This window comes from Galbitalea sp. SE-J8 (assembly GCF_030345695.1).
Lineage (GTDB): Bacteria > Actinomycetota > Actinomycetes > Actinomycetales > Microbacteriaceae > JAUASV01.
Genome location: NZ_JAUASV010000019.1, coordinates 44,955 through 69,630, shown reverse-complemented (window position 1 = coordinate 69,630; position 24,676 = coordinate 44,955). Strand labels below are relative to the sequence as shown.

The following is a 24,676-nucleotide window of genomic DNA, read 5'->3' as shown; positions in this document are numbered from 1 at the left end:
CGACGGTGGCGAGACGCGTTCCTCGCGTACTTCACCACGAGCCGCGCGAACAACGGCGGCACCGAAGCGATCAACGGGATCATCGAGCTACACCGGCGCCTCGCCCGCGGCTACCGCAACCGCGAGCACTACAGGCTCCGCATGCTCCTCGCCGCCGGAGGCCTCACACCACGACCCCCACCGAATGTCCGAAGAGCCACTTATGCCAGCCAATGCCGTTCGAGGTATATGGAGCAGGCGTGCTGCTCCACACGAAGGATTAGGCCGACTAGCGGGCTGCTCGGCTCACCCGCCGTGTGTGCGCATCCGTACGCCCTGGCCGGGGCGCGCCTGGGCGAGGCGGTCCATCGAGGCCGCCGTCACGACGCCGATCACCGGGTAGCCGCCCGTGACCGGGTGGTCGGCGCCGAGCACGGTCGGCGCCCCGTCGGGGGAGACCTGGATGCCGCCGCGCACCATCCCCTCGCTCGGCAGCTCACCGAGACGCGCGCCGAGTGCGGAGCGCGCGAGCGGCGGCCCCTCGAGACGGATGCCGGTGCGGTCCGAGCGCGCGGAGACGGTCCAGCGCGTCCCGGCGAGCGTCGCCCAGGCGTCGTCGTCGAACCAGTCCCGCCGCGGGCCGGGCAGCACGTCGACGAGCAGGTCGCCGGCGGACGGCGGGTCGACGGGCACGAGGTCGGCGACGGGCACGGGCTCTACCGGCTCCGGTCCGATCGCGAGCGTCGTGCCGTCGCGCACGGGCGCGGGGCCGAGGCCCGCGAGCGTGTCGGTCGCCCGGGAGCCGAGCACGGTATCCGTCTCGATGCCCCCGCGCACCCCGAGCACGTAGCGCAGCCCCTGCGCGGCGACGCCGAGCGAGAGCGTCGCGCCCGCGGGCACGAGCGTCGCGGTGTGCGGCTCGAGCGCGTGCCCGTCGACGCAGCCCGCGCCCCACGCTCCGGTGACGGCGACCCAGACATCGCGGAGCGGGACGACGGCGAACGGTCCGAGCAGGATCTCGAGCGCCGCCGCCGACGACGGATTGCCTACGAGCCGGTTTGCGAGGGCGAGGGCAGCGCGATCGGCCGCCCCCGAAGCGCCGACGCCGAGTCGGGCGAGTCCGGGCCGACCGGGGTCCTGCACGAGCGTCGACGGTCCCGCCTGCGTCACGCGCACGCCGGTCACGGCACGGCCTCGAAGCGCACGCGCGTGCCGGGCGCAAGGAGCGCGGGGTCGGCGCGAGCGGCATCCCACAGCACCGCATCCGTCGTGCCGATGAGCTGCCAGCCGCCGGGCGACGCGCGCGGGTAGACGCCCGTGAAGCCCGCGGCGAGGGCCACGGAGCCGGGCGGCACGCTCGCGCGGGACGTCGCGTGGCGCGGCACGGCATCCGGCCAGCCGTCGGCGACGAGGTACGCGAAGCCGGGCGCGAACCCGATGAACGCGCTCGTCCACGCGGCGCCCGTGTGCCGGGCGACGAGCTCGGCGGGAGACCAGCTCAGCGCCGCGGAGGCCGCGGCGAGGTCCGGCCCGTCGTAGCGGACCGCGATCGTCACCGACGCGCCGACGGATGCCGCACCCGCGTCCGGCGCCGTCGCTCGCACCCAGCGGCTCACCTCCGCGAGCGCACCCGGCCGGACCCGCACGAGCACCGTGCGCGCGGCCGGGACGAGGTCGACCACGGACGCCGGGGCCGTTCGCGCGAGCGCGGCATACGCGCCCATCGCCTCGGCGAGGCCGTCGTACTCGGCGAGCGCGGCATCCTCGCCCGAGGGCAGCAGCCTCATCGGCCGGACGACGCCGCGTCGACGAACGACCCGGGCGCCCCGAGGAAGGGACGGATGCCGACCCCCGCGGCCTCGAGAGCGTCGCGCGTCGCGCGGGCCAGCTCGACGGCGCCCGGCGTGTCGCCGTGCACGCACAGGCTCGCGACGTGCACCGCGATCGTGCCGCCGTCGAGCGACTCGACCTCGTGCTCGAGCGCCATGCGCACCGCGCGTTCGGCGACCGCGTCCGGGTCGTCGATGACCGCCCCGGGGATGCTGCGGGGCGCGAGCGAGCCGTCGGCGAGGTAGGCGCGGTCGGCGAAACCCTCCGCGACGAACGGCACGCCGTGCAGTACCGCGATGCGGCCGATCGCGCTGCCCGGCAGGCCGAGCAGCGGCAGGCCGGCGTCGGCGGCGGCGCGCGCCACGGCATCCGCCTGCTCCTCGTCGAGCGCGATGCGGTTGTAGAGCGCGCCGTGCGGCTTGACGTACGCGACGGAGGCTCCGACGGACGACGCCAGGCCCGCGAGCGCCGACACCTGGTCGAGCACCTCGGCCTGCAGCTCGTGCGGCTCGACGTCCATGGCGCGGCGCCCGAACCCGGCGCGGTCGCGGTAGGACGGATGCGCCCCCAGCGTCACGCCGTGCTCGAGCGCGAGGCGGGCGCTCGCGAGCATCGTCGCGGGGTCGCCGGCGTGGATGCCGCACGCGACGTTCGCGCTCGACACGAGGCCGAACATCGCGGCGTCGTCCATCGCGGCATCGTCGCCGAGGCGCCGGGGGCCGCCGCGCCGTTCGGGGGCGGGGGACTCGCCGAGGTCGCTGTTCAGGTCGATCGTCGGCATGCTCCCATTGTGGCCGCCTCGGCTACGCTGGCGCCATGGGAATCCCGGCCGGCCGCATCGTGCTCATCGTCGCGACGGTCATCGCGGTGGCGCTCGCCGTGGGCTTCGTCCTCACGGTCATCCCGCGCTGATCCCCCGCCCCGCCCCCGCTGGTCGAGGAGCCCCCGCTGGTCGACACGCCCCCGCTGGTCGAGGAGCGCGCGACGGAGTCGCTCGCGTCTCGAGACCACCACGGTTCCGTTCGAGAGGGGCCTGGTCTCGAGACGCCGGCTCGCTGCGCTCGCGGGCTCCTCGACCAGCGGGGGCCGGCTCGCTGCGCTCGCGGGCTCCTCGACCAGCGGGGGCCGGCTCGCTGCGCTCGCGGGCTCCTCGACCAGCGGGGGCAGGGCTCGCTGCGCTCGCGGGCTCCTCGACCGGCGGACCGCCTACCGGTCGCGCAGCGCCCCCGCGCTAGGCACCACGGTGAACATCTCGGGCTGACCGAAGCCGTGCTCGGCGAACGCGCCGTCGATCGCGACCCGGATGCGGCTGATGGCATCCGAGGGAGCGAGCGCGATCGCCGACCCGCCGAAGCCGCCGCCCGTCATCCGCGCGCCGATCGCGCCGTTCGCCTGGGCGACCTCGACGGCGAGATCGAGCTCGGGCACCGAGATCTCGAAGTCGTCGCGCATCGACGCGTGCGAGGCGTCGAGCAGCCCGCCGATCGCGAGCGGACCCTCGGTGCGCAGCGCCGCGACCGTGTCGAGCACGCGCTGGTCCTCCGTGACGACGTGCCGCACGCGGCGGAAGGTCTCGTCGTCGAGCAGCCGCTGCGCGCGCTGCAGGTCGTCGACCGTGAGGTCGCGGAGGGCGGGGACGCCGAGCGCTGCGGCGCCGCGCTCGCACGCCTCCCGGCGCGAGCGGTAGCCGCCGTCGGCGTGCGCGTGCTCGACCCTCGTGTCGATCACGAGCACCTCGAGGCCCGCCTCGGCGAACCCGGTCGGGATGACCTCCGCCTCGAGCGAGCGGCAGTCGAGGAAGAGCACGGCGTCCTCGCGGGACAGCAGCGACGCCGACTGGTCGAGGATGCCCGTCGGTGCCCCGACGACCTCGTTCTCGGCGAGCTGACCGACGCGCGCGAGCGTGCGCGCGTCGAGGCCGAGCCGCCAGATGTCGTTGAGCGCGACCGCGAGGGCGGACTCGAGCGCCGCGGATGAGGACAGTCCCGCGCCGACCGGCACGGTCGAGTCCACGAAGGCGTCGAATCCGGGCACGGCTTCGAGGTCGGCGCCGTGCTGCCCGAGCGCCCACGCGACCCCCAGGACGTACGCGCTCCAGCCGCTCACGGCATCCGGGGTCAGCTCGCGCAGGTCGATCTCGGCGACCTCGTCGGTGAACGAGGTCGCGACGCGCGCGACGGAGTCCGCGCGCGGCGAGAGCGCGACGACCGTGCGCCGGTTGATCGCGAACGGCAGCACGAAGCCGTCGTTGTAGTCGGTGTGGTCGCCGATCAGGTTGACCCGGCCCGGCGCCGACCAGACGCCCTGCGGGCTGCCGCCGAACGCGGCCGTGAAGTCGGCGGTGACGTCGTCCCGGATGTCGCCGCTGTGCTGGACCTGCCGAACCGTCATGATGCCCTCTCGATGCCGGCTCGCACGAGCGCGGCGCTCTGCTCCGGCGGTACGTCGCCGATCCATGCTCCCATCGCGGCCTCGCTGCCGGCCAGGTACTTGAGGCGCTCGGCGGCCCGGCGCGGCGAGGTCAGCTGCAGCATGAGCCGCACGTCGTCGCGTCCGACGCGCACGGGCGCCTGGTGCCACGCCGCGATGTACGGCGTCGGGGTGTCGTAGATCGCGTCGATCCCGCGCAGCAGGCGCGAGTACAGCGGGGCGAGCTCGTCGCGCTCCGCGGCCGTCGTGGCCGCGAGGTCGGCGACGTGGCGGTTCGGCAGCAGGTGCACCTCGAGGGGCCAGCGGGCGGCGAACGGCACGAACGCGGTCCAGTGCTCGCCGCGCAGCACGACGCGCGGCCCCGCCTGCTCGGCCGCGAGGATGTCGGCGAACAGCGTCGGACCGTAGGACTCGACGGATGCCAGCAGCCGTTGCGTGCGCGGCGTGATGTAGGGGTACGCGTAGATCTGGCCGTGCGGATGGTGCAGGGTGACGCCGATCGCCTCGCCGCGGTTCTCGAATGGGAACACCTGCTGGATGCCGGGGATCGCCGAGAGCGCCGCGGTGCGGTCGGCCCACGCCTCGATCACGGTGCGCACGCGCGTGACGGGCAGCTGCGCGAGCGAGCCGTGCGTGGCGGGGTCGAAGCACACCACCTCGCAGCGGCCGACGGCCGGCAGGGTGCGCTCGAGCCCGATGCGGGCGAGGTCGTCGAGGCTGAACTCGGCACCGGAGGCGGGCCCGAACGACGGCGACCGGTTCTCGAACACCGCGACGTCGTAGCGGTCGGGGATCTCGCTCGGGTTCGTCGCGGTCTGCGGGGCGAGCGGATCCTGGTCCGCGGGGGGCAGGAACGCCCGGTTCTGCCGCGCGGCGGCCACCGAGACCCACTCGCCCGTGAGCGGGTCCTGGCGCATCGTCGCGGTCTCGGGCCGGGGGTCGAGGTGCCGCTCGTCGATGCGGCGCTCGGGCGGGAGCGTCGTCTCGGTGTCGTCGAAGTAGATGAGCTCGCGCCCGTCGGCGAGGGTCGTCGCGCGTTTGAGGATGCCCGGCACGGGATTACGATAACGAAACCGGTCCGTCGATTGTGAAAGAAACCGAAAGGGGTCGCCGTGGCCACCCTCCCCGAGCCGGCGGCCGTGCCCGCACCGGCCGCCGTGCGCCGGCAGCGGCTCGCCGACCTGGTGCGCACCGACGGGTTCACCCGCGTCGCGGATGCCGCCGCCCTGCTGGGCGTGAGCGAGGTGACCGTGCGCAGCGACCTCGCCGTGCTCGCGCGCGACGGGCAGCTCTCGCGCGTGCACGGCGGGGCGATGCCGCGGGGGAGCCGGGTCGAGCCGACCGTGGAGACCGCGAGCGCCCGCGACCCCGCCGCGAAGCTCGCGATCGGCCGGGCCGCGGCCGCCCTCGTGCGCTCGGGTCAGAGCGTCGTGCTCGACGTCGGGTCGACGACCCTCGCGGTGGCGCACGCGCTCGTCGACCGGGTCGACCTCGACGACGTGCTCGTGGTGACGAACGGGCTCTCGATCGCCCTCGCGCTCGAGCCCGCGGTGCCGCGCCTCACCGTGGTCGTGACCGGCGGCACGCTGCGCTCGCTGCAGCACTCGCTCGTCGACCCGTTCGCGGCATCCGTTCTCGACGAGATCGCGTGCGACCTGGCGATCCTCGGCTGCAACGGCGTCGACGCCGGGGGCGGCGTCACGGGCCTCAACCTGCCCGAGACGGATGTGAAGCGGCGGATGGCGCGCGCCGCGCGTCGCGTCGTGGTCGTCGCCGAGGCCGGCAAGCTCGGCCGGGTCAGCCTCGCGCGCATCGCCCCGCTCGCCGAGGTGCACGTGCTCGTCACGGATGCGGCCCCCGAGCGCACCGCGGCCCTCGCCGCATCCGGATTGGAGGTCGTGCACGCGCGCTCGTAGGCTGAGCGCGTGGCGTCCCCGACCGGAGAGCAGTACGAGCTGGTCCACTCGGGTGCCACCGAGAACCGCGCCTTCATCACGCAGCTCGCCGCCGCGCTGCGCACGCTGACGGTCGACGGGCAGCACATCACCGAGCCGTACGGCGCCGACGTCCCGACGCCCTCCGCCAACGGCATCGTGCTCGTGCCGTGGCCGAACCGCGTCGACGACGGGATGTGGATCCTCGACGGCCGGCCGCAGCACCTCGACATCACGGAGCCGCGCTTCCACAACGCGATCCACGGTCTGCTGCGCTTCACCGCGTACACGCCGATCGAGCGCACCGCGAGCTCGATCACCCTCGCGGCCACGGTGTTCCCGCAGCACGGCTACCCGTTCCAGCTCGAGACGAGCGTCGGCTACCGCCTCGTCGACGCGGGTCTCGAGGTCACCCACCGCATCACGAACGTCGGCGCCGCCGCCGCGCCGGTGGCGGTCGGGGCGCATCCGTTCCTGCGCGTCGGCGACACCCCGATCGAGCACCTCATGCTCACCGTCGCCGCCCGGTCGAAGTTCGCCTCGACGCAGCGCATGATCCCGTTCGTGGAGATGCCCGTGGAGGCGACCGAGTTCGACCTGCGGCGCGGCCGGCCGGTCGAGCGCCTGCGGCTCGACGACGCGTACGGCGAGGTCGTGCACGAGCACGGCATCGCCGTGCACTCGCTCGCCGCCCCGGACGGCCGGGCGGTCGAGCTGTGGCAGGACGAGAGCTTCGGCTACGTGCAGGTGTTCACGCCGCGCAACTACCCGCGCGAGGGCGGTCGCGGACTCGCCGTCGCGATCGAGCCGATGACCGCGCCGCCCAACGCGTTCGTCACGAAGCGCGGTGTGCGCTGGGTGGCGCCGGGCGAGACCTGGACGGCGCGCTGGGGCATCCGCTGCCGCGCCGCGGCCGACGCGTGAGCGCGCGGATGCCGGACGCCGCGAGCGCGCCGTCCGCGCGTCGCGTGCGCACCTGGCGCCAGTACCTCGCCGACGAGCGCGCGGAGGCCGCCGTGTACCGCGACCTCGCCGCCCGACGCACCGGCGAGGAGCGCGAGATCCTGCTCGCCCTCGCCGACGCCGAGGCGCGGCACGAGCAGCACTGGCTCGACCTGCTCGGCGACCGCGTCGGGAGCCCGAGGCCGCGCGCGCTGCGCACGGTGCTGCTCGGCTTCTTCGCGCGGCGCTTCGGCTCGGTCTTCGTGCTCGCCCTCGCCCAGCGGGCCGAGGCGCGCTCGCCGTATGCGGAGGACGCGGATGCGACGCCGGCCATGGCGGCCGACGAGCGCATCCACGGCGAGGTCGTCCGCGGGCTCGCGGCGCGCGGCCGCGCACGCCTGTCGGGCACGTTCCGCGCCGCGGTGTTCGGCGCGAACGACGGCCTCGTCTCGAACCTCGCGCTCGTGCTCGGCGTCGGCGCGACCGGTGTGCCGGCGACCGTGATCCTCGCGACCGGTCTCGCCGGCCTGTTCGCGGGCGCGCTCTCGATGGGGGCGGGGGAGTTCGTCTCGGTGCGCTCGCAGCGGGAGCTGCTCGCGGCATCCCACCCCGATCCGGCCGCCGACGAGGCCGTGCCGCACCTCGACGTGGACGCCAACGAGCTCGCGCTCGTCTACCGCGCGCGCGGGATGAGCGAGACGGATGCCGCGGACCGCGCCGAGCGCGTGCTGCGCGGCCTCGACGTCGATCACCTCGCCGTCGACGACCACGAGGAGATCGGCTCCGCCGTCGGGGCGGCGTCGTCGAGCTTCGCGTTCTTCGCGTCGGGCGCGATCGTCGCCGTGCTGCCGTACCTGTTCGGGCTCTCCGGGCTCACGGCGATCCTGCTGGCGGCCGTGCTCGTCGGGATCGCCCTGCTCGCGACGGGCGCCGTCGTCGGCCTGCTCTCCGGCGGCAGCCCGCTCCGGCGGGCGCTGCGCCAGCTCGGCATCGGCTACGGCGCGGCCGCGGTCACCTACGCGCTCGGCCTGCTCTTCGACGCGCTGCTCTCCTCCGCCGGCTGAGCGGCCCCCTCGAAACCCCTCGAAACCCCCGCGACCCTTACGGCGTGACGCCCGGCGCGTACGACGGCGCCATCGTCGCGTTCGAGGCGCACGACGTCGAGGTGTACTGCGTCGCGGCCGAGAAGATCGCGATCGGCAGCGCGATGTCGATCCTCGAGGTGTCGTAGGACTTGCTGGCGAGCTTCGCCTGCGCGTTCACCGTCAGCTGGAAGTCCAGGTTCAGGCCGTAGGTGTCATCCGGCACCGCGTCGATCTCGGTGTTCTGGTACAGGAGCCCGCCCTTGGGGCTCGTGATGAGCAGGCCGTACTTCTTCGACTGCAGCGCCTCGGGGTCGAGGGTGACCTCGGCGGGCTTCTTGTCCAGCTCGTAGGCCACGGTCGACTGGTTGTCCTTCTCGACGGTCGTCGCGGTCACGTGCATCGCGCTCAGGTAGACCTTGCGCTTGAACTTGAAGGCATCCTCAGGGCGCGCGTTCGAGTCGACGACCTGGATCGTGTAGGTGAGCTTCTTGGGCGTGTCGGCGTACCACGAGTGGGTCGGCTGCTCAGTCCACATGTCGAGGTAGAGCGTGAGGTTGTCCGCGAGCACATAGGAGTACTTCACGGTGCCGAACTGGCTGAACAGCGAGTCGTACCCGAAGTTCGAGCACGAGCTGGTCGGCGCCGGCGAGCTCGCATCGCCACCGTTCGGATTGGCCCACGGGGGAGGGTTGAATCCGTCGCAGGCGGCGAGGGTCGACAGCGCGAGCACGGACGTCGCGGCGGCGAGAACGATGCGGGGGAAGCGGCGGCGCATGCGTGTGAGCTTTCGATCGGGAATTTCAGTGTCGCACGCGCGTCGCCGTTCCCGTCCCCCGGGCACTCGAACTGGGGGTCGGCCCGCGATCACGGCACGATCACGATCTTGCCTCCGGGATGCCCCGAGCTCGCGAGCTCGATCGCCGCAGCCGCCTCCGTGAGCGGGAAGGTGCGGGCCACCGGCACACGCAGCCGGCCCGCCCCGGCGAGGTCGACGAGCGGCTGCCGGGCGGCCGCCCGCACGGCCGAGCCCGGATCGGCGCCCGGACCGCCACCGAGCAGACGGATGCCGGCCTCGCCACCGCGGCGGAACGCGCTGATGGTGGCGATCCGGCCGCGGTCCGCGACGAGCTCGACCGACGTGTCGACGGCCTCGTCGGTGCCGACGGTGTCGAGGGCTACGTCGGCGCCGTCGGGCCAGATCGCCCGCACGCGCGCGGCGAGCCCGTCGCCGTAGGGCACCCATGCGGCGCCGAGCGCGCGCACGGCATCCGCGTTGCGCTCGGATGCGGTGCCCACCACGGTCGCGCCGCGCACGATCGCGAGCTGCGTGGCGACGCGGCCGACCGACCCGCTCGCGCCGTGCACGAGCACGCAGTCGCCCGCGGCGACCCCGGTCGCGTCGAGCAGGTGCCACGCGGTGGCGCCGACGAGCAGCAGGCCGGAGGCCTCCTCGAACGAGAGGGCCGGCGGCTTCGCGAACACGTTCGCCGCGGCCGTGACCACCCGGTCGGCGAAGCCGCCGCGCACCCGGAACGCGATGACCTCGTCGCCGATCGCGACATCCGTGACGCCCGGTCCGAGCTCGGTGACGACGCCGGCGACCTCGCTGCCGATCGGCAGCGGCAGCTTCGTCTCGTCGCGACCCCACGCGCCGGCGATGCCCTTCGCGTCGGACGGGTTGACACCCGCCGCGCGCACGGCGATCGCGACCCTGCCCTCGCCGGGCGCGGCATCCGGGATCGTCTGCAGCTCGACGGCGGAGGGGTCGCCGTACCGGACGGCGATGGCGCGCGTGGTCATGGCTCGCCGGGCCCGGCGTATCCCGGGTGCACTCCGGCGCGCTGTCCGGTGCGCGCGCTGATCCGGGCCAGGAGGCCGATCAGCTGGGTGCGCTCGGCTCGGCTCAGGTCTTCGACGAGGAGGGCCTCCTGCTCGTCGGCGATGCGGCTCGCCTCCGGCAGGAGCCGGCGCGCCTCGGACGTCAGGTGGATGGCGTAGGCGCGTCGATCGCGAGGGTGCCGACGACGCTCGGCGAGTCCGCGTGCCTCGAGGTCGTCGATCAGCGCGACCATCGTGTTGCGGTGCAGGCCGAGCGTGTCGGCGAGCTGCTGCTGCGACTGCCCCTCGGCGCGGGCGACGTGCACGAGGAGCCCGAACTGGTTCGGGTTCAGCCCGAGCGGTGCCAGGCCCGCGGCGAATCGCTGAGCGCTCTGGATTCCGAGCTGGGAGACCAGAAAGCTCGCGCGGCTCTCCAACGGGGGCAACGGGGCGGATGGGCTCACGCTACGCATCGTACTCACCGGGTATTGCCATTGGCTGTGATGATCACATACAGTGAGCATCATGACCGCGTATCTGATCGTCACGCTCGCCGCCATCGTCATCGACGGCTTCTCCGGCGTGGCGGCTCTCGCCCATTTCGCCCCGATCATGCCCGGCATGCGCGCCGCCGGCGTGCCGGTGTCCTGGCTCCGGTTCCCGATCGGGACCCTCAAGGTGCTCGGCGCCCTCGGCCTGCTCGCCGGGCTGTGGCTGCCCGCCGTCGGCGTCGCCGCGGCATCCGGGCTCGTCGTCTTCTTCGTCTGCGCGATGTACACCCACGTCATGGCCAAGGACGTCTCGGCCCAGTTCGGCTTCGCCGGATTCCTCCTGGCGCTCAACGCCGCCGCCCTCGCCCTGACGCTCGCCGAGCACTGGCGCTAGGCGCCCGGGGCCGCGGGGCGAAGTCGCACGACGGCGATGCCCCGGGCGAGAGCCGCTCGGAGCTCGTCCGGCCGGGGTGCGCCGTCGGCCCCGACGCCGATTCCCGCGTAGCGACCGTGCACGGGGTTGTGGGCCAGGATGTCCCGGTACAGCCGGGCGCATTCGGCCTCGTCGGTGATCACGTCCGCGACCATCGATCGCGCGCAGCGCCCCACGACCACACGAATCGGCTGACCCGGGACGAGGTTGCGGCGCCACCGGCCGGCGGTGCCGATGAGCAGCCCGTCCGCGGTCGGCGTGTAGCCCACCGGGATGCGGTACCGCCGGCCGGAGGCGCGGCCGATGACGTCGAGCACGAGCACCCGGTCGCTGACCGCGCGGTGGAGTCCGGGCGTGCTCAGCACGGCGCGCATCACGACGTTGAGCGCCCGCTGGCCCCGACCCGGCCGTGCGCTCCGCCGGGCCTGTGCGTTCTGCCGGGTGTGGGCGCTGTGCTGAGTCTGTGCGCTCTGCTGCGGCACCGCTCGCTGCTCGGTCATCATCCGTCTCCAATCAAGTGATTGATTGGAAGTGTACGCCGTGCCGCGTAGGATGCCGTCATGCCTGTTCCCGCGGAGCGCACCGTGCCGGTCGCGACCGCGCCCGCCCCCGCCGCGCCGACCCGCCGGGAGCAGATCGTCGATGCGGCCTTCCGGTGCGTCGCGGAGAGCGGGATCGCCGGCCTGCGGATGCGGGACGTCGCCCGCGAGGCCGGGGTCAACATCGCGACCGTGCACTACCACCTGAGCAGCAAGACCGACCTTGTGCGCGCCGTCGTCGCGCGCGCGCACGATCGGTTCGCCGAGCACGCGGCGCCGCCCGACCTTCCGGCTCCGCGGCAGCGCCTACGCGCGCACCTGGATGCCGTCTTCGGTCTCCTCGATCGCGATCCGGCGCTCGCGCGCGTGCTCGCGGAGGTCGCCCTGGAGGCGGCGCACGATTCCGCCGTCGCCGAGGCCGTCGCGACGGCCGAGACCACCTGGCGCGGGGCGGTGCAGGCGATGCTGCATCCGCTGCCGGCCCGGCGGGCTCGGCCGCTCGCGGCGCTCGTCGTGCTCGTCGTGAAGGGCGCCTGCCTGCCGCCGGCCGACGCGGCCGCCATCCGTGCCGCTCGGCGTGCGCTCGACGACAGCGTGGTCGCGGCGTTCGAGGCCGACTGACATCGCGCGCGTTGCTGGGTCTGCCGCAGTCGACGTTCAACCACTGGGCGAGCGGCTGCACAACGACGTCCGGGAACCGAAAGCCCGCGTTCATCACCGTCGAGCGGCCCGGCCGCGGGTACACGGTCCCCTTCGTAGGCCCAGCCGAGGCGTGGATCGTGCGCGCCTTCACAAAGGCGGGCGTCCCGGTCGCGCGCATCCGGCCGGCACGTGAGCGACTGCGGACCGAGATCGGCATCGAGCACGCGCTCGCGAGCGACCGGCTGAAGACCGACGGTGCCGGGATCCTCTGGGACCTCCGCCAGGAGGACGCGACATTCGACGACAACCGACTCGTCGTTGTCCGGAACGGCCAGGCCGCCTTTGGTGAAGTCGTCCGGGAGCACCTCAAGCACGTCGAGTACCGCGATGGGTACATCGGGCAGGTGTGCATTCCGCGCGCGTTCGGCACGGAGACGACCATCGACCCGGAGATCAACTTCGACCAGCCGACCCTCACCGAGTACGGCGTCCGCGTCGACGATGTGCTCGACCGCATCGCCGCCGGCGAGACGATCGCCGACGTCCCCGACACGTGAGTGGGCCCGGTGGGGCTCGAACCCACGACCCGCGGATTAAAAGTCCGATGCTCTGCCAACTGAGCTACAGGCCCGTGGCGACCAGCGTAGCGTTGTCGCGATGAGCGACGACTTCCACCGACCGACGCGCTTCCCGAGCGAGCGGTTCGAGGCGTACGCGGGCGGGGAGGATCCGGCGCACGTGCTGCGCGTCGCCCGCGACACGGCGCACGCGCTCGTCAGCCGGGTGCGGGAGACCGACGACGACCAGGTCGTCGAGCGGCTCGTGCACTACACCGACGAGCACGGAATCGACGCGGTGGCCGAGCTCTGGGCGCGCGCTCTGCCCGTCTCGCTGCCCGGGGCGCTGTGGCGCATCTACCTACTCCGCGCGATGATCACCCAGCACCCGGATGAGGTGGCCTGGCTCTTCCAGCGCGGCACCGAGGTGATCCCCACGATCGACACCGTCGTGGCCGGCGCCGCGCTGCCGACGGGGCCGGCGGAGGTCATCGAGCTCGCCGACCGCATCCTGCGGGGCGTGTTCCGCGGCGATCTCGCCGTCGCGCTCGATCGTGCCGCCGCGTTCTGCCGCGTCGAGTCGGCCGGATGCACGGATGCGGCGGCCGCCGCCGAGCGCTCCGACGAGTCCCGCGCGGCGGAGCTGACGACCCGAGCGCTGCGCCTGTCGATCATGGCGGACGAGCTCGCGGCATCCGCTCGCGTGCAGGCCGACGGCGGGCTCGACTGACCCTGCGGACGCGGTGCCGAGTTCGCGAGCGGTGAACGGGAGCGGCCGACACGCGTCGGGCGACTACGCTGGAACGGCCGGGCCGCGGTAACCCCGGGCTCCACCTTCAGCCGCTTCGAGCGGACATGCGCCGAGAGGCGTTTCCGCGGTCCGGCACTTATCCGAACTTGCCCGAGACGTAGTCCTCGGTGGCCTGCACGCTCGGGTTCGAGAAGATCGTCGTGGTGTCGTCGTACTCGATGAGCTTGCCGGGCTTGCCCGTGCCGGCGATGTTGAAGAACGCCGTCTTGTCGCTGACCCGGCTCGCCTGCTGCATGTTGTGGGTCACGATGACGATCGTGTACTCGGTCTTGAGCTCCTCGATGAGATCCTCGATGGCGAGCGTCGAGATCGGGTCGAGGGCCGAGCAGGGCTCGTCCATGAGGATGACCTCGGGGGAGACGGCGATCGCGCGCGCGATGCACAGACGCTGCTGCTGACCGCCGGAGAGACCCGAGCCGGGCTTGTCGAGGCGGTCCTTGACCTCGTTCCAGAGGTTGGCGCCCTTGAGCGACTTCTCGACGAGTCCGTCGGCGTCGCTGCGCGCCATCCGCTTGTTGTTGAGCTTGACGCCCGCGAGCACGTTGTCGCGGATGCTCATGGTCGGGAACGGGTTCGGGCGCTGGAACACCATGCCCACCTGCCGGCGCACGAGCACCGGGTCGACGCCCGGGCCGTAGAGGTTGTTGCCGTCGATGAGCACCTCGCCCTCGACGTAGGCGCCCGGGATGACCTCGTGCATGCGGTTGAGCGTGCGCAGGAAGGTGGACTTGCCGCATCCGGACGGACCGATGAAGGCCGTGACGGTGCGGGGCTCGATGGTGAGCGAGACGTCCTCGACGGCGTGGAACTTGCCGTAGTAGACGTTGAGGTCGTTGACCTCGATGCGCTTCGACATGGATGGGTCTCCCGGGTTATCGCCCGAGCTTGGGCGAGAAGATTCTGGCGATGAGGCGCGCGATGAGGTTGAGCGCCATGACGATGAGGATGAGAGTGAGCGCGGCGGTCCAGGCGCGGTCGAAGTAGGGCTGCTGCGGGGTGCCGGGCTGCGCGTACTGGCTGTAGACGAAGACCGGGAGGGTCATCATCCGGTTCGCGAACAGGTTGGTGTTCATGCTCGTGGCGTAGCCGCAGATCAGCAGCAGCGGGGCCGTCTCGCCGATCACTCGGCTGATCGCGAGCGTGACACCGGTCGCGATGCCCGCGACGGAGGTCGGCAGCACCACCTTGAGGATCGTGAGCCACTTGGGCACGCCGAGCGCGTACGCGGCCTCGCGCAGCTCGTTCGGCACGATGCGCAGCATCTCCTCGCTCGAGCGCACGACCGTCGGGATCATGAGCAGCGAGAGCGCCACGGAACCGCCGAAGCCGAAACGGATGCCGGGGTCACCCAGGATGAGGCTGAAGAACGCGACCGCGAACAGGCCGGCCACGATCGACGGGATGCCGGTCATGACGTCGACGAAGAACGTGATGGCCCGTGCGAGGCTGCCGCGGCCGTATTCGACGAGGTAGATCGACGTGAGCAGTCCGACCGGCACCGAGATGATCGTCGCGCCGAGCGTGATGAGCAGTGTGCCGACGATGGCGTGCAGCGCACCGCCGCCCGCGCCCACGACGTTGCGCATCGAGTAGGTGAAGAACTCGATGTCGAATCGCGCGAGTCCCTTCGCGATGACCGTGTAGAGCAGCGAGACGAGCGGCAGCAGCGCGACGATGAAGGCCGTCGAGACGAGCGAGGTCACGAGCCGGTTCGTGGCCTGGCGGGCGCCCTCGACGAGGCGCGACAGCACCACCAGCAGCACGTCGAAGGCGATGGTGCCGACGAGGATCGCGCCCACGATGTTGAAGTCCGAGTGCGCGCCGGCCGTGAGGAGCGCGAACACGATGATCGCGGCCACCCAGGACGCGCCGAGGAGCGCCCACGGCGCCCACTTCGGCAGTCGCCCGCTCGCCAGGGCGTTCGGTATCGCGGAGCCCGCGGTGACGGTGGCCATCAGTTCGCTCCCGAGAACGCCTTGCGGCGGTTGACGACGTAGCGCGCGACCGAGTTGATCGCGAGCGTGATGACGAAGAGCACGAGGCCGGTGGCGATGAGCGCGTTCACGCCGATGCCGGAGGCCTCGGGGAAGTTGAGGGCGATGTTGCCCGCGATGGTCGCCGTGTTGTTCGAGCTCGTCAGCACGAAGCTGATGAAGTCCTTCGGACTGAGCACCATCGCGACGACGAGCGTCTCGCCGAGGGCCCGGCCGAGACCGAGCATCGTGGCCGAGACGATGCCGGACCGCCCGAACGGCAGCACCGCCATCCGGATCATCTCCCAGCGCGTCGCACCCAGGGCGAGCGCCGCCTCCTGGTGCAGCACGGGGGTCTGCAGGAAGATCTCGCGCGAGATCGAGGTGATGATCGGGATGATCATGACGGCGAGCACGACCGCGACCGTGAGCACGGTGCGACCGGTTCCGGATGCCGGCGGCGCGAACAGGAAGATCCAGCCGAGGTGGTCGGCGAGCCACGCGTAGAGCGGCTTCACCGCGGGGGCGAGCACCTGGACGCCCCACAGGCCGAACACGACGGACGGTACGGCCGCGAGCAGGTCGATGATGTAGCCGAGCCCCTGGGCGAGGCGCCGCGGGGCGTAGTGCGAGATGAAGAGGGCGATGCCCATCGAGATCGGGAAGGCGATGAGCACGGCGAGGAACGCGGCCCAGATCGTGCCGAACACGAGCGGCAGCACATAGCCGAGGAAGTTCGCGGCGTGGCTGCCGTAGTCGGCCGGGTCGGCGACGAGCGCCGGGAGCGCCTGAGCGAGCAGGAAGATCGCGACGGCGGCGAGGGCGACGAGGATGAGGATGCCCGCGACTCGGGCTGTGCCCGAGAAGAGCACGTCCGCGAGGCGGACCTTTGCACGCGGACGCGGGCCGGCAGTGGTGGTCATTCGGTTCTTCCTGTGCCCGTTCGGCTCGTGCGAGATCGGGGTGGCGATGGCGCGGCTCCGCCGGTCATCCCCCAGTCTGACGGGCCGCCCCGCCGCGTGCAATCGCACGCCGCGGGACGACCCGTCAGGGGTGCAGCGGTGTTACTTGATGCCGTCGAGGACGGTCGCGACCTTGCCGGCCAGGACGTCCGAGAGCGGCGCGGAACCCGCGGCCGAGGCCGCCGTCGACTGGCCGTCGGCGCTCGTGATGTACTGCGCGTACGCCTTCACGAACGCGCCCGCCTTCGCGTCCGCGTACGAGTCGCAGCCGATCAGGTAGGAGACGAGCACGAGCGGGTAGTGCGACGGGTCGGTCGTGGTGCGGTTGATCGCGATCGCGAGGTCGCTGTCGGTGCGGCCGGCGACCGGGTCCGACTCCTCGACGACCGCGGCCGCGCCGTCGGCGCTCGGCGCGACGAACTCGTCGCCGACCTTGACGCTCGCGATGCTGAGGTCGCCGGCGGCCGAGAAGTCGGCGTAGCCGATCGTGTTGGTGCCGTTGGTCACCGCGTCGATGACGCCCGCGGTGCCCTGCGCACCGTCACCGGCGTCGTAGGGGAACGTGTCCGCCGCATCCGCGTCCCACACGTCGGGAGCGGTCTGGTGCAGGTAGTCCGTGAAGTTCTTCGTGGTGCCCGAGTCGTCCGAGCGGTGCACGGAGGTGATCGTGGCATCCGGCAGGTCGGCGTCCGGGTTGAGCGCGGCGATCGCCTTGTCGTTCCACTTGGTGATCGTGCCCTTGAAGATGCCCGCGATCGTGGCCGCGTCGAGGTTCAGGTCGTCGACGCCGTCGACGTTGAAGACCACGGCGATCGGGGAGATGTAGTCCGGCACCTCGAACACGTCGGTGTCGGGCGTGCACGCGGCGAACGTGCCCTGGAGCTCCTTGTCGGAGAGGTACGAGTCGGAGCCCGCGAACTGCACGGCGCCCGAGATGAAGTTGGCGCGGCCCGCGCCCGAGCCGGCCGGGTCGTACGTGATGGTCACGTCGGGGTTGGCGGTCTGGAAGCTCGCGATCCAGGCCTCCTGCGCGGCCTTCTGGGCGGACGAGCCGGAGCCCGCGAAGTCGCCGGAGAGAGCCGAGGCGCTGTTCGAGGCGCCGCCGTTGTCGGCCGGGGCCTCCTCGTTGGCGGCACATGCGGAGAGGACGAACGTGCTCGCGACAGCGAGCGCAGCCAGCGCACCGAAGCGCTTGGCGGTGAGAACCGTGTTCAACGGGTTTCCCTTCGGGAGTCGAAATGCATCGGCGGGCCGGTGCTGACCCGCAGGCTTCACGGAAGCCGAACGCGGTGACCATCCACTCCCGGAATGGTGAACGGACGGTTAACGCGGGACCAACATCCGGGTGCGGCCGGCGGGTTCAGGCGAGCGCGGGGCCGTGCGTCTCGACCGCCACGATGCCCGCGGCGGGATCGGCGATCGAGAGGTGCACGACCGCGAACTCGCCCGTGCCGAGCGACGAGGCGCGGCCGAGCGCCGCGCTCCGCGGGCTGTGCGACTGCCGCGCGATCTCGCCGAGGATCTCCGGGATGACCGGCCCGTGGCTGCACAGCACGGTGGTGCGGCACTTCGCGAGGCGCTTCGCGACGACGCCCGCGACATCCGCCTGGCCGTACTCGAACGAGTCCTGGCTGATCGCCGCGGTCTCCTTGACGGGCTCGCCGAGGTAGCCGGCGAGGGGCGCGATGGTCGACCGGCAGCGCACCGCCGTCGAGCTGATGAGCTTCGCGGGCGCGAACGCCGCGATGCCGGGTGCGACGTTCACCGCCTGGTCGTTGCCGCGCTGCAGCAGCGGGCGGGTGGCATCCGCGCCGTCCCACGCGTCGGCCGGGACGGCCTTGCCGTGCCGCAGCACGACGATCGCGAAGGTGCGCGCGACGCCGCGGTCGAACCGGTCGGCGAACCGGTCGAGCACATCCGCGTCGTACGGGTAGCTGAGCTTCTTGCGCGCCTTGGCGAGCGGCACCCACTCGAGGCTCGCGATCTCGTCGTTCGGAACGAACGACGCGAGCTCGAGCGCGTGCTCGGCGACCTCCGCCGCCCAGTAGTAGACGACCTTGTCGCGGCCGTTCGCGAGCTTGTAACGGATGTCGCCGAGCGGTGCGCCGAGGTCGACGCGCAGTCCGGTCTCCTCCGCGACCTCGCGCTTCGCGGTCTGCGGCAGGGTCTCGCCCGGGTCGACCTTGCCCTTCGGCAGGGACACGTCGGCGCGCGCGGCGCGGTGCACGAGCAGCACGCGGGGCTTGCCGTCGACGAGACGCCAGCAGACGGCTCCCGCGGCGAGCACGGGCGGGGTGGCCGCGGAGCTCACCGCAGGGCGCGCTTCCGCTGCGAGATCTGCTTCATGAGCGCATCCTGCATGTCCTCGAGGCTAGTGCCGTCGGTGCCGTCCACGTGACGTTCCCACGAGCCGTCGGCGTCGAGCCACCACGAGGCGGTGCCGGGCGAGAGCGCCTTCGCGAAGATGTCGTCGACCTCGGCGAGGTGCGCGGGCGAGGTGAGGCGCACGAGCGCCTCGACGCGGCGGTCCAGGTTGCGGTGCATCATGTCGCTCGAGCCGATCCACACCTGCGGGTCGCCGTCGTTCGTGAACGCGAAGATGCGGCTGTGCTCGAGGTAGCGGCCGAGGATCGAGCGCACGCGGATGTTCTCGCTCAGCCCCGGCACGCCGGGACGGATGCCGCAGATGCCGCGCACCACGATGTCGACCGGCACGCCCGCCTGGCTCGCCCGGTAGAGGCCGTCGATGATGGCCTCGTCGACGATCGAGTTGACCTTGATGCGGATTCCGCTGTCGCGCCCGGCGCGCGCGTTCGCGATCTCCGTGTCGATGGCCTTGAGCAGCCCGCGGCGCAGGTAGCGCGGGGCGACGAGCAGGCGCTTGAACTTCTTCTCGATCGCGTAGCCGCTGAGCTCGTTGAACAGCCGGGTGAGGTCCTTGCCGACCTGGTCGTCGGCGGTGAGCAGACCGAGGTCCTCGTAGATGCGGCTCGTCTTGGGGTTGTAGTTGCCCGTGCCGATGTGGCTGTAGTGGGTGAGCTTGTGCCCCTCCTGCCGCACGACGAGCGCGAGCTTGCAGTGCGTCTTGAGCCCGACCAGGCCGTAGACGACGTGCACGCCGGCCTTCTCGAGCTTGCGGGCCCAGTCGATGTTGTTCTGCTCGTCGAAGCGCGCCTTGATCTCGACGAGCGCGAGCACCTGCTTGCCCGCCTCGGCGGCGTCGATGAGCGCCTCGACGATGGGGCTGTCGCCCGACGTGCGGTACAGCGTCTGCTTGATGGCGAGCACGTTGGGGTCGGCCGCGGCCTGCTCGAGGAAGGTCTGCACGCTCGTCGAGAACGACTCGTACGGATGGTGCAGCAGGATGTCGCCGCGCGCGACCGACGCGAACACGTCGGGCTTGGCGTTCGGCTCGCTCGGCAGCAGCTGCACCGCGGTCGTCGGCACGTGCTTCGCGTACTTGAGGCCCGGACGCTCGAGCCGGGTGAGCTGGAACAGGCCGGACTGGTCGAGCGGCGCCGGCAGCCGGTAGACCTCCTGGTCGGTGACGCCGAGCTCGCGCACGAGCAGCCCGAGGGTCAGGTCGTCCATGTCGTCGGTGATCTCGAGCCGGATGGGCGGGCCGAAGCGGCGGTTGAGCAGCTGCTTCTCGAGCGCCTGGATGAGGCTCTCGGTCTCGTCCTCCTCGATCTCGACGTCCTCGTTGCGGGTCACCCGGAACTCGTGGTGCTCGAGCACCTGCATCCCCGGGAAGAGGTCCTGCAGGTGGTTGGAGATGAGGTCTTCGAGCGGGATGTAGCGCAGGCGGCCCGAGCCGTCATCCGGCAGCTGCACGAAGCGCGGCAGGTTCGTCGGCACCTTGAGGCGCGCGAACTCGACCTTCTCGGTCTTCGGGTTGCGCACGCGCACGCTGAGGTTGAGCGAGAGACCGGAGATGTAGGGGAACGGATGCGCCGGGTCCACCGCGAGCGGCATCAGCACCGGGAAGATCTGGCCCGCGAACACGTCGTCGACGCGCGCGCGGTCGGTCTCGTCGAGGTCGGCCCAGGTCTCGATGTGGATGCCCTGCTCGTCGAGCGCGGGCTTGACGAGGTCTCGGAACGCGAGCGCGTGGCGCATCTGCAGCTCGTGCGCCTTCGCGTTGACCGCGGCGAGCACCTCCTCGGGCGGGGTGCCGATGTTCGTCGGCACGGCGAGCCCGGTCTCGATGCGGCGCTTGAGGCCCGCGACCCGCACCATGAAGAACTCGTCGAGGTTCGAGGCGAAGATCGCGAGGAAGTTGGCGCGCTCGAGCAGTGGCGTGCGCGGGTCCTCGGCGAGCTCGAGCACGCGCTGGTTGAAGGCGAGCCAGCTGAGCTCCCGGTCGAGGAACCGGTCCGTGGGCAGGTCGGCGTCGGCGCTCGCCGTCGATTCCTCGCCCTCGTACTCGTCGAGCGCGCCGCTGCCCTCGACGGCGGCCTCCGTGGCGATGTCGCTGTCCATTGGGCCACTATGCCACCGGCGTGGTTAACGGGGTGTGACAGCCGTCTGTGCGACCCCGGCTTCGAGACCGCGCCGGCGCGCCTTCTCAGCCAGCAATGGCGTCCAGCCAGGAGTGCTGCGGCTCGTAGCCGAGCACCTCGCGGGCGTGGTCGATGCCGAGCAGCGACTCGGCTCGGGCGCGGCTGTCTCCATGCCAACGCCTACGTCGGCCGAAGGCGGACGAGAATTACCGCCCAGGACTATATATCCACTTAGTCGCCGACTGGAGCATCCGAGTTGGTCAGCACGAATCGTAGGCTCAATGGCGACACGGAATCTCGAAGATAATTTCGAACTTCTGCGATCATGTGATTCTTGCTGAGATTAATGTGAATTACACCCGCCTGCTCATCGACGTACACGCCGACAATGCTGGGTTGATCTCTTACCCACATGCTTATGTGCGAGTCGACGACTGTTTGTAATGGCTGATTTGAAGGAATGGTCGCGGAGAGAGGAGTGGGCGCCGCCATCGCACGGCTCAATTGCCCAACGGCAATACATCCAAGAACGATGATCGCAGCGATCAGGATGCTGGCGGCGGCAGAACTCAATTTCAACGGCTGTGTAGCCACGATGCGGACCTGACTCTTGAAGGCGGGTGTGGAGAACGCAGAATGCATGATTTCCTGGGAGCTCAATCGTCAGTTGAACCGAAGGTCGATAGTGAGATGCTGATTGTAATAGCCAATCGGCATGAACGTGAGCCAATCGCAATCTGCCGGATTGACGCCGTACGTACTCTGCCCCTTGTAAAGTCCGTAGGCGGTAGGGATTCCGCTGTTATAGCTGGTCGAGTAAAACGGGCCGCCGCTGTCGCCGTTGTAACACTTCAACGAGGATGCGCCATGCATTCCCCCGAGCATGTAACCCCACGTCGACGCGCACGTAACCGGGCCGCAAGCGCCCGAGTAGGTGGGTGCATAGCTGGCGGAAGTCACCCAGCCGCAACTATCGTCGGTGACCGCCCCCATGTGACACACGTAGCGCCCGGGCATGTTCGCGCGTACCTCGCGATCGCCCAGTGTGAGCGTCGTGGATGTGGAATTGTAGAAACTTGAGGTGGCCGTTGTGGAAGCGTGCTCCCACGCCACGTCTTCATTTGCCCCCAGATAGCCGCCTCGGTAGCTCACCGAGGAAAGTGCCCCGGCCATGCTTCGCCAACTCCACGAGCCAGAAGCATTCCAGCAATGCTGAGCCGTGAGCAGACCGGTGACAAGGGTCGACTGGCTGGTGTCGCGCACTGAAAATCCCGCCGTGCACGTTCCGCCCGCGGTATTGTCTTGCATATCGACACCGCCATTGACGCCGTCTTCGGCAATCGCTACCTCGCTTACGTATATCCGCACGGGTATTCCATCAAGCCCATCGCCTTGAAGGTCCCGAACCAGCGAAGCAGCATCGGTGTTCGGAGTCGTGTTAAAAACGACTGTGCCGCTAGTCTCTTCGATGTAGACGCCCATAATTTGCGGGTGCTTGATCACCCAGTCCTTCAGGTGCGTGTCGATGACGGATTGCTCGGAGGCGAACGAGGGTTGGTCCAGCACGCTGATATCGACATACTGCGAGACTGGTTCCATTGCGTCTTCGATCGCCTTGGGAATGTCGCCTTCGGTGATTTTCAGCGCAATTCTTGGGGTATCTGCTTCCTGTAGAGTCGCGCCAATGAGACGCGATCCTGCGGCCTCGCGTAACTTGCCCATCACCTGCGCCAGTTCCCCTTGGAACGCGAGGCGAGTTTTTGCCGCATCGACGGTGATGGCGAGGTCGCGCGCGTATGACTGGGCTTCCAAGTCCTGAGCTCGGACGTCGGACGAGGTCGCGAACGGTGGGTTCGAAGATGCTTGCGTAGGGCCGCTCGCGGCAATCGCTGTGATCGACAGAGATAATATGGCCGTCGCGATGGCACTCCGGCGCATGACACCCTCCCTGGTTCATCAAGTCTCGGGTTGTCAAGAATCATGCGACCGACGGTCAGCGTGTGTCAAGGATTCTCTTCAGACGCCGGAGTGTGCGGAATAGTTGATGGAAAGCAAGCGCTCGAGCCGCGGGCGCGCTTCGCTACTCGAATCGCGAGTCCAGCCAGGAGTGCTGCGGCGCGTAGCCGAGCACCTCGCGGGCGTGATCGATGCCGAGCAGCGTCTCGCGACCCTCGATCGCGCGGGTGCGCGCGACATCCGGGAAGAACTCGTCGAGCAGCTCGGCGCTCGGCCGGCGCATCACGGTGTCCGCCGCGGCGATGACGAACCGGTCGAACCCGGGCGCGGCGACCTGGAGCGCCCGGCTCACCGCGTGGGCGCCGTCGCGCGCGTCGATGTAGCCCCACAGGTTCCACGCCCGGCGCGCGGGCTCGTGCTGCCAGCTCTCGAACTCGGCGTAGTCGGCGGGCACCATGACGTTCGAGAAGCGCAGCGCGGTGATGCTCAGGCTCGCGTCCCAGCGTGAGAGCTTGCCCGCGAGCTCCTCCTCGAGGTGCTTGACGAGCGAGTAGGTGGACTCGGGACGCGTCGGGTAGCGCTCGTCGACGGGCACGTAGGGCGGCGGCGTCTCGAAGGGCAGGCCGAGCACGGTCTCGCTCGACGCGTAGACGATGCGACGGATGCCGGCCCGCCGCGCCCCCTGGAACACGTTGAACGTCGCGGTGAGGTTGTTGTGGAACGTGGCGGCGTCGGGGGCGAGGCCCGGCGCGGAGATCGCTCCGAGGTGCACGACGGCGTCGAGCCGCGCGTACCGGTCGTCGAGGCCCGCGAGCACGTCGGCGACCTGGCCGTAGTCGGTGAGGTCGACGCGCACGAAGTCCTCTGCGCGGGCGCCCGCGACATCCGCGCGCACCACCTCGTGCCCCTCGGCGGCGAGCTCGGACGAGACGACGGCGCCGAGCTTGCCGCTGGCGCCGGTGACGAGGATCCTCATGCGCCGATCCTCGCGCCCGGACGCCACCGGTACTGCACGTCCGCGGACGTCTCGCGGAAACCGGCCCGCTCGTAGAGCGCGAGCGCGACCGCGTTGTCGGCCTCGACGTAGAGCGACGAGGAGCGGATGCCGCGGCGCGCGAGCTCGTCGAGCCCCGCCGCGAGCAGGGCGCGGCCGAGACCCGCGCCCTGCTCCTCGGGTGCGACGCCGAGCACGTAGATCTCGCCGTCGTCGTCGCCGAGTTTCAGCCAGCAGTAGCCGACGAGCGTCCGGCCGCGCCAGGCGAGCAGGAACGCGCTCGCGTCGAACCACGGCTCCGCCTCGAGCTCGGCGAGGTCGGCGCGCGTCACGCGGCCCTGCTCGGGGTGCGCGGCGAACGCGCGGGCGTTGAGCGCGACCCAGGCGTCCGCGTCGCGCTCGGGACGGAACGCCCGGATCGTGACGCCCGCGGGCGCCGCGCCGCGGGGCGCGGGAGAGGCATCCGGCACCTGCGCCGTGAGCAACAGCAGCCGCCGCACGGGCTCGAACCCGAACCGCTCGGCGAGCGCGCGTGCCGCTGCGCCGTCGCCGTGCGCCCACGCCAGCAGGCCGGGGGCGGCATCCGTCAGCACCGTCTCGACGAGCTCGGTGCCGTATCCGCGGCGCCGCGCGTCCGGGTGCACCACGAGCTCGGCCTCGGTGTCGCTCACGATCGCCGCGGCGACGTCGTCGATCGTCACGAGCTGCTTCGCGCCCGTGCGCAGGTCGACGAGTGCCCGGTCGCTGAACGGCGGATGGCCGTCGGCCGCGCGGGCCGCCCCGATCAGCTCGGGCAGC

The 24,676-nt window shown here is 71.3% G+C and carries 26 protein-coding genes, 1 tRNA gene and 1 pseudogene; 8 read left to right on the top strand and 20 right to left on the bottom strand.

All coding sequences use genetic code 11. The annotated features are described in order from the left end of the window. Nucleotides 1–171, top strand: a pseudogene (locus tag QT381_RS12345) (transposase); the annotation flags it as partial. A 114-nt stretch (nt 172–285) separates the two neighbouring features. Here QT381_RS12345 and QT381_RS12340 read toward each other — a convergent pair. From QT381_RS12340 to galT, 5 genes are all read right to left on the bottom strand, one after another. Continuing rightward, nucleotides 286–1,164 (bottom strand): 5-oxoprolinase subunit C family protein, encoded by an 879-nt coding sequence (locus tag QT381_RS12340; RefSeq protein WP_289249329.1) that lies wholly within the window; start codon nt 1,162–1,164, stop codon nt 286–288. Further along, complete coding sequence (locus QT381_RS12335) at nt 1,161–1,766, bottom strand: 5-oxoprolinase subunit B family protein (protein ID WP_289249325.1); 606 nt, start codon at nt 1,764–1,766, stop codon at nt 1,161–1,163. The genes QT381_RS12340 and QT381_RS12335 overlap by 4 nt, the downstream gene beginning before the upstream one ends. Further along, a complete protein-coding gene (locus tag QT381_RS12330; protein WP_502877512.1) occupies nt 1,763–2,581 on the bottom strand; it encodes a LamB/YcsF family protein in 819 nt (272 codons plus the stop codon). Before QT381_RS12330 ends, QT381_RS12335 begins: the two co-directional genes overlap by 4 nt. 434 nt (nt 2,582–3,015) lie before the next feature. Continuing rightward, nucleotides 3,016–4,200 carry a galactokinase gene (gene galK / locus QT381_RS12325; protein WP_289249321.1) on the bottom strand — a complete coding sequence of 395 codons (1,185 nt, stop codon included), beginning with the start codon at nt 4,198–4,200 and terminating at the stop codon, nt 3,016–3,018. Beyond that, nucleotides 4,197–5,294 carry a galactose-1-phosphate uridylyltransferase gene (gene galT / locus QT381_RS12320; RefSeq protein ID WP_289249320.1) on the bottom strand — a complete coding sequence of 366 codons (1,098 nt, stop codon included), beginning with the start codon at nt 5,292–5,294 and terminating at the stop codon, nt 4,197–4,199. The genes galK and galT overlap by 4 nt, the downstream gene beginning before the upstream one ends. Nucleotides 5,295–5,351: 57 nt before the next feature. Here galT and QT381_RS12315 point away from each other — a divergent pair, with 57 nt between their 5' ends. From QT381_RS12315 to QT381_RS12305, 3 genes are read left to right on the top strand one after another with little or no spacing between them, the layout of a single operon-like run. Then, the gene (locus QT381_RS12315) at nt 5,352–6,155 is read left to right on the top strand and encodes a DeoR/GlpR family DNA-binding transcription regulator (protein WP_289249319.1); all 804 of its coding nucleotides are present in this window, start codon (nt 5,352–5,354) and stop codon (nt 6,153–6,155) included. A gap of 9 nt (nt 6,156–6,164) precedes the next feature. Further along, nucleotides 6,165–7,097: an aldose 1-epimerase family protein gene (locus QT381_RS12310; RefSeq protein ID WP_289249318.1), complete on the top strand. Its 933-nt coding sequence runs from the start codon at nt 6,165–6,167 to the stop codon at nt 7,095–7,097. Nucleotides 7,098–7,105: 8 nt separating this feature from the next. Further along, nucleotides 7,106–8,179, top strand: a complete 1,074-nt coding sequence (locus tag QT381_RS12305; RefSeq protein ID WP_289249316.1) for a VIT1/CCC1 transporter family protein — start codon at nt 7,106–7,108, stop codon at nt 8,177–8,179. Between the two features lie 37 nt (nt 8,180–8,216). Here the strand turns inward: QT381_RS12305 and QT381_RS12300 are convergent, their stop codons facing one another. The 3 genes from QT381_RS12300 to QT381_RS12290 form a co-directional block, all read right to left on the bottom strand. Continuing rightward, nucleotides 8,217–8,975: a hypothetical protein gene (locus QT381_RS12300; protein WP_289249313.1), complete on the bottom strand. Its 759-nt coding sequence runs from the start codon at nt 8,973–8,975 to the stop codon at nt 8,217–8,219. 89 nt (nt 8,976–9,064) lie between these two features. Further along, nucleotides 9,065–10,000, bottom strand: coding sequence for a quinone oxidoreductase family protein (locus tag QT381_RS12295; protein ID WP_289249311.1), 936 nt, complete (start codon nt 9,998–10,000; stop codon nt 9,065–9,067). Further along, a complete protein-coding gene (locus QT381_RS12290; protein WP_289249333.1) occupies nt 9,997–10,491 on the bottom strand; it encodes a MarR family winged helix-turn-helix transcriptional regulator in 495 nt (164 codons plus the stop codon). Before QT381_RS12290 ends, QT381_RS12295 begins: the two co-directional genes overlap by 4 nt. Before the next feature lie 52 nt (nt 10,492–10,543). On the opposite strand from QT381_RS12290, the gene QT381_RS12285 reads away from it, so the two are divergent. Further along, a complete protein-coding gene (locus QT381_RS12285) occupies nt 10,544–10,903 on the top strand; it encodes a DoxX family protein (RefSeq protein WP_289249309.1) in 360 nt (119 codons plus the stop codon). On the opposite strand, the gene QT381_RS12280 is transcribed toward QT381_RS12285, so the two are convergent. Then, nucleotides 10,900–11,442, bottom strand: coding sequence for a hypothetical protein (locus tag QT381_RS12280; RefSeq protein WP_289249308.1), 543 nt, complete (start codon nt 11,440–11,442; stop codon nt 10,900–10,902). The genes QT381_RS12285 and QT381_RS12280 overlap by 4 nt on opposite strands. 60 nt (nt 11,443–11,502) lie before the next feature. On the opposite strand from QT381_RS12280, the gene QT381_RS12275 reads away from it, so the two are divergent. Then, nucleotides 11,503–12,102, top strand: a complete 600-nt coding sequence (locus QT381_RS12275) for a TetR/AcrR family transcriptional regulator (RefSeq protein WP_289249307.1) — start codon at nt 11,503–11,505, stop codon at nt 12,100–12,102. An 11-nt stretch (nt 12,103–12,113) separates the two neighbouring features. Continuing rightward, nucleotides 12,114–12,680, top strand: coding sequence for a DUF433 domain-containing protein (locus QT381_RS12270; RefSeq protein WP_353889777.1), 567 nt, complete (start codon nt 12,114–12,116; stop codon nt 12,678–12,680). A 1-nt stretch (nt 12,681) separates the two neighbouring features. Here QT381_RS12270 and QT381_RS12265 read toward each other — a convergent pair. Continuing rightward, a tRNA-Lys gene (locus QT381_RS12265) sits at nt 12,682–12,754 on the bottom strand. 26 nt (nt 12,755–12,780) lie between these two features. Here QT381_RS12265 and QT381_RS12260 point away from each other — a divergent pair. Then, complete coding sequence (locus tag QT381_RS12260; RefSeq protein WP_289249305.1) at nt 12,781–13,410, top strand: DNA-directed RNA polymerase subunit beta; 630 nt, start codon at nt 12,781–12,783, stop codon at nt 13,408–13,410. A gap of 157 nt (nt 13,411–13,567) precedes the next feature. Here QT381_RS12260 and pstB read toward each other — a convergent pair whose 3' ends face one another. The 10 genes from pstB to mshD form a co-directional block, all read right to left on the bottom strand. Beyond that, nucleotides 13,568–14,347 carry a phosphate ABC transporter ATP-binding protein PstB gene (gene pstB, locus QT381_RS12255; protein WP_289249304.1) on the bottom strand — a complete coding sequence of 260 codons (780 nt, stop codon included), beginning with the start codon at nt 14,345–14,347 and terminating at the stop codon, nt 13,568–13,570. Nucleotides 14,348–14,363: 16 nt separating this feature from the next. After that, on the bottom strand, nt 14,364–15,446 hold the full coding sequence (pstA, locus tag QT381_RS12250) for a phosphate ABC transporter permease PstA (RefSeq protein ID WP_289249303.1): 1,083 nt from the start codon (nt 15,444–15,446) through the stop codon (nt 14,364–14,366). Beyond that, nucleotides 15,446–16,387, bottom strand: a complete 942-nt coding sequence (gene pstC / locus QT381_RS12245; protein WP_289249298.1) for a phosphate ABC transporter permease subunit PstC — start codon at nt 16,385–16,387, stop codon at nt 15,446–15,448. Before pstC ends, pstA begins: the two co-directional genes overlap by 1 nt. 141 nt (nt 16,388–16,528) lie before the next feature. Then, nucleotides 16,529–17,641: a phosphate ABC transporter substrate-binding protein PstS gene (gene pstS / locus QT381_RS12240; RefSeq protein WP_289249294.1), complete on the bottom strand. Its 1,113-nt coding sequence runs from the start codon at nt 17,639–17,641 to the stop codon at nt 16,529–16,531. A gap of 145 nt (nt 17,642–17,786) precedes the next feature. Beyond that, nucleotides 17,787–18,737, bottom strand: coding sequence for an NUDIX hydrolase (locus QT381_RS12235; protein ID WP_289249293.1), 951 nt, complete (start codon nt 18,735–18,737; stop codon nt 17,787–17,789). After that, the gene (locus QT381_RS12230) at nt 18,734–20,908 is read right to left on the bottom strand and encodes an RNA degradosome polyphosphate kinase (protein WP_289249292.1); all 2,175 of its coding nucleotides are present in this window, start codon (nt 20,906–20,908) and stop codon (nt 18,734–18,736) included. The genes QT381_RS12235 and QT381_RS12230 overlap by 4 nt, the downstream gene beginning before the upstream one ends. 251 nt (nt 20,909–21,159) lie before the next feature. Then, nucleotides 21,160–21,570: a hypothetical protein gene (locus QT381_RS12225; RefSeq protein WP_289249291.1), complete on the bottom strand. Its 411-nt coding sequence runs from the start codon at nt 21,568–21,570 to the stop codon at nt 21,160–21,162. Between the two features lie 21 nt (nt 21,571–21,591). Continuing rightward, nucleotides 21,592–22,740 carry a chymotrypsin family serine protease gene (locus QT381_RS12220; protein ID WP_289249290.1) on the bottom strand — a complete coding sequence of 383 codons (1,149 nt, stop codon included), beginning with the start codon at nt 22,738–22,740 and terminating at the stop codon, nt 21,592–21,594. A gap of 268 nt (nt 22,741–23,008) precedes the next feature. Then, a complete protein-coding gene (locus tag QT381_RS12215) occupies nt 23,009–23,860 on the bottom strand; it encodes an NAD-dependent epimerase/dehydratase family protein (protein ID WP_289249289.1) in 852 nt (283 codons plus the stop codon). Further along, nucleotides 23,857–24,675, bottom strand: a complete 819-nt coding sequence (gene mshD / locus QT381_RS12210; RefSeq protein WP_289249331.1) for a mycothiol synthase — start codon at nt 24,673–24,675, stop codon at nt 23,857–23,859. The genes QT381_RS12215 and mshD overlap by 4 nt, the downstream gene beginning before the upstream one ends. Nucleotide 24,676 lies beyond the last annotated feature (1 nt).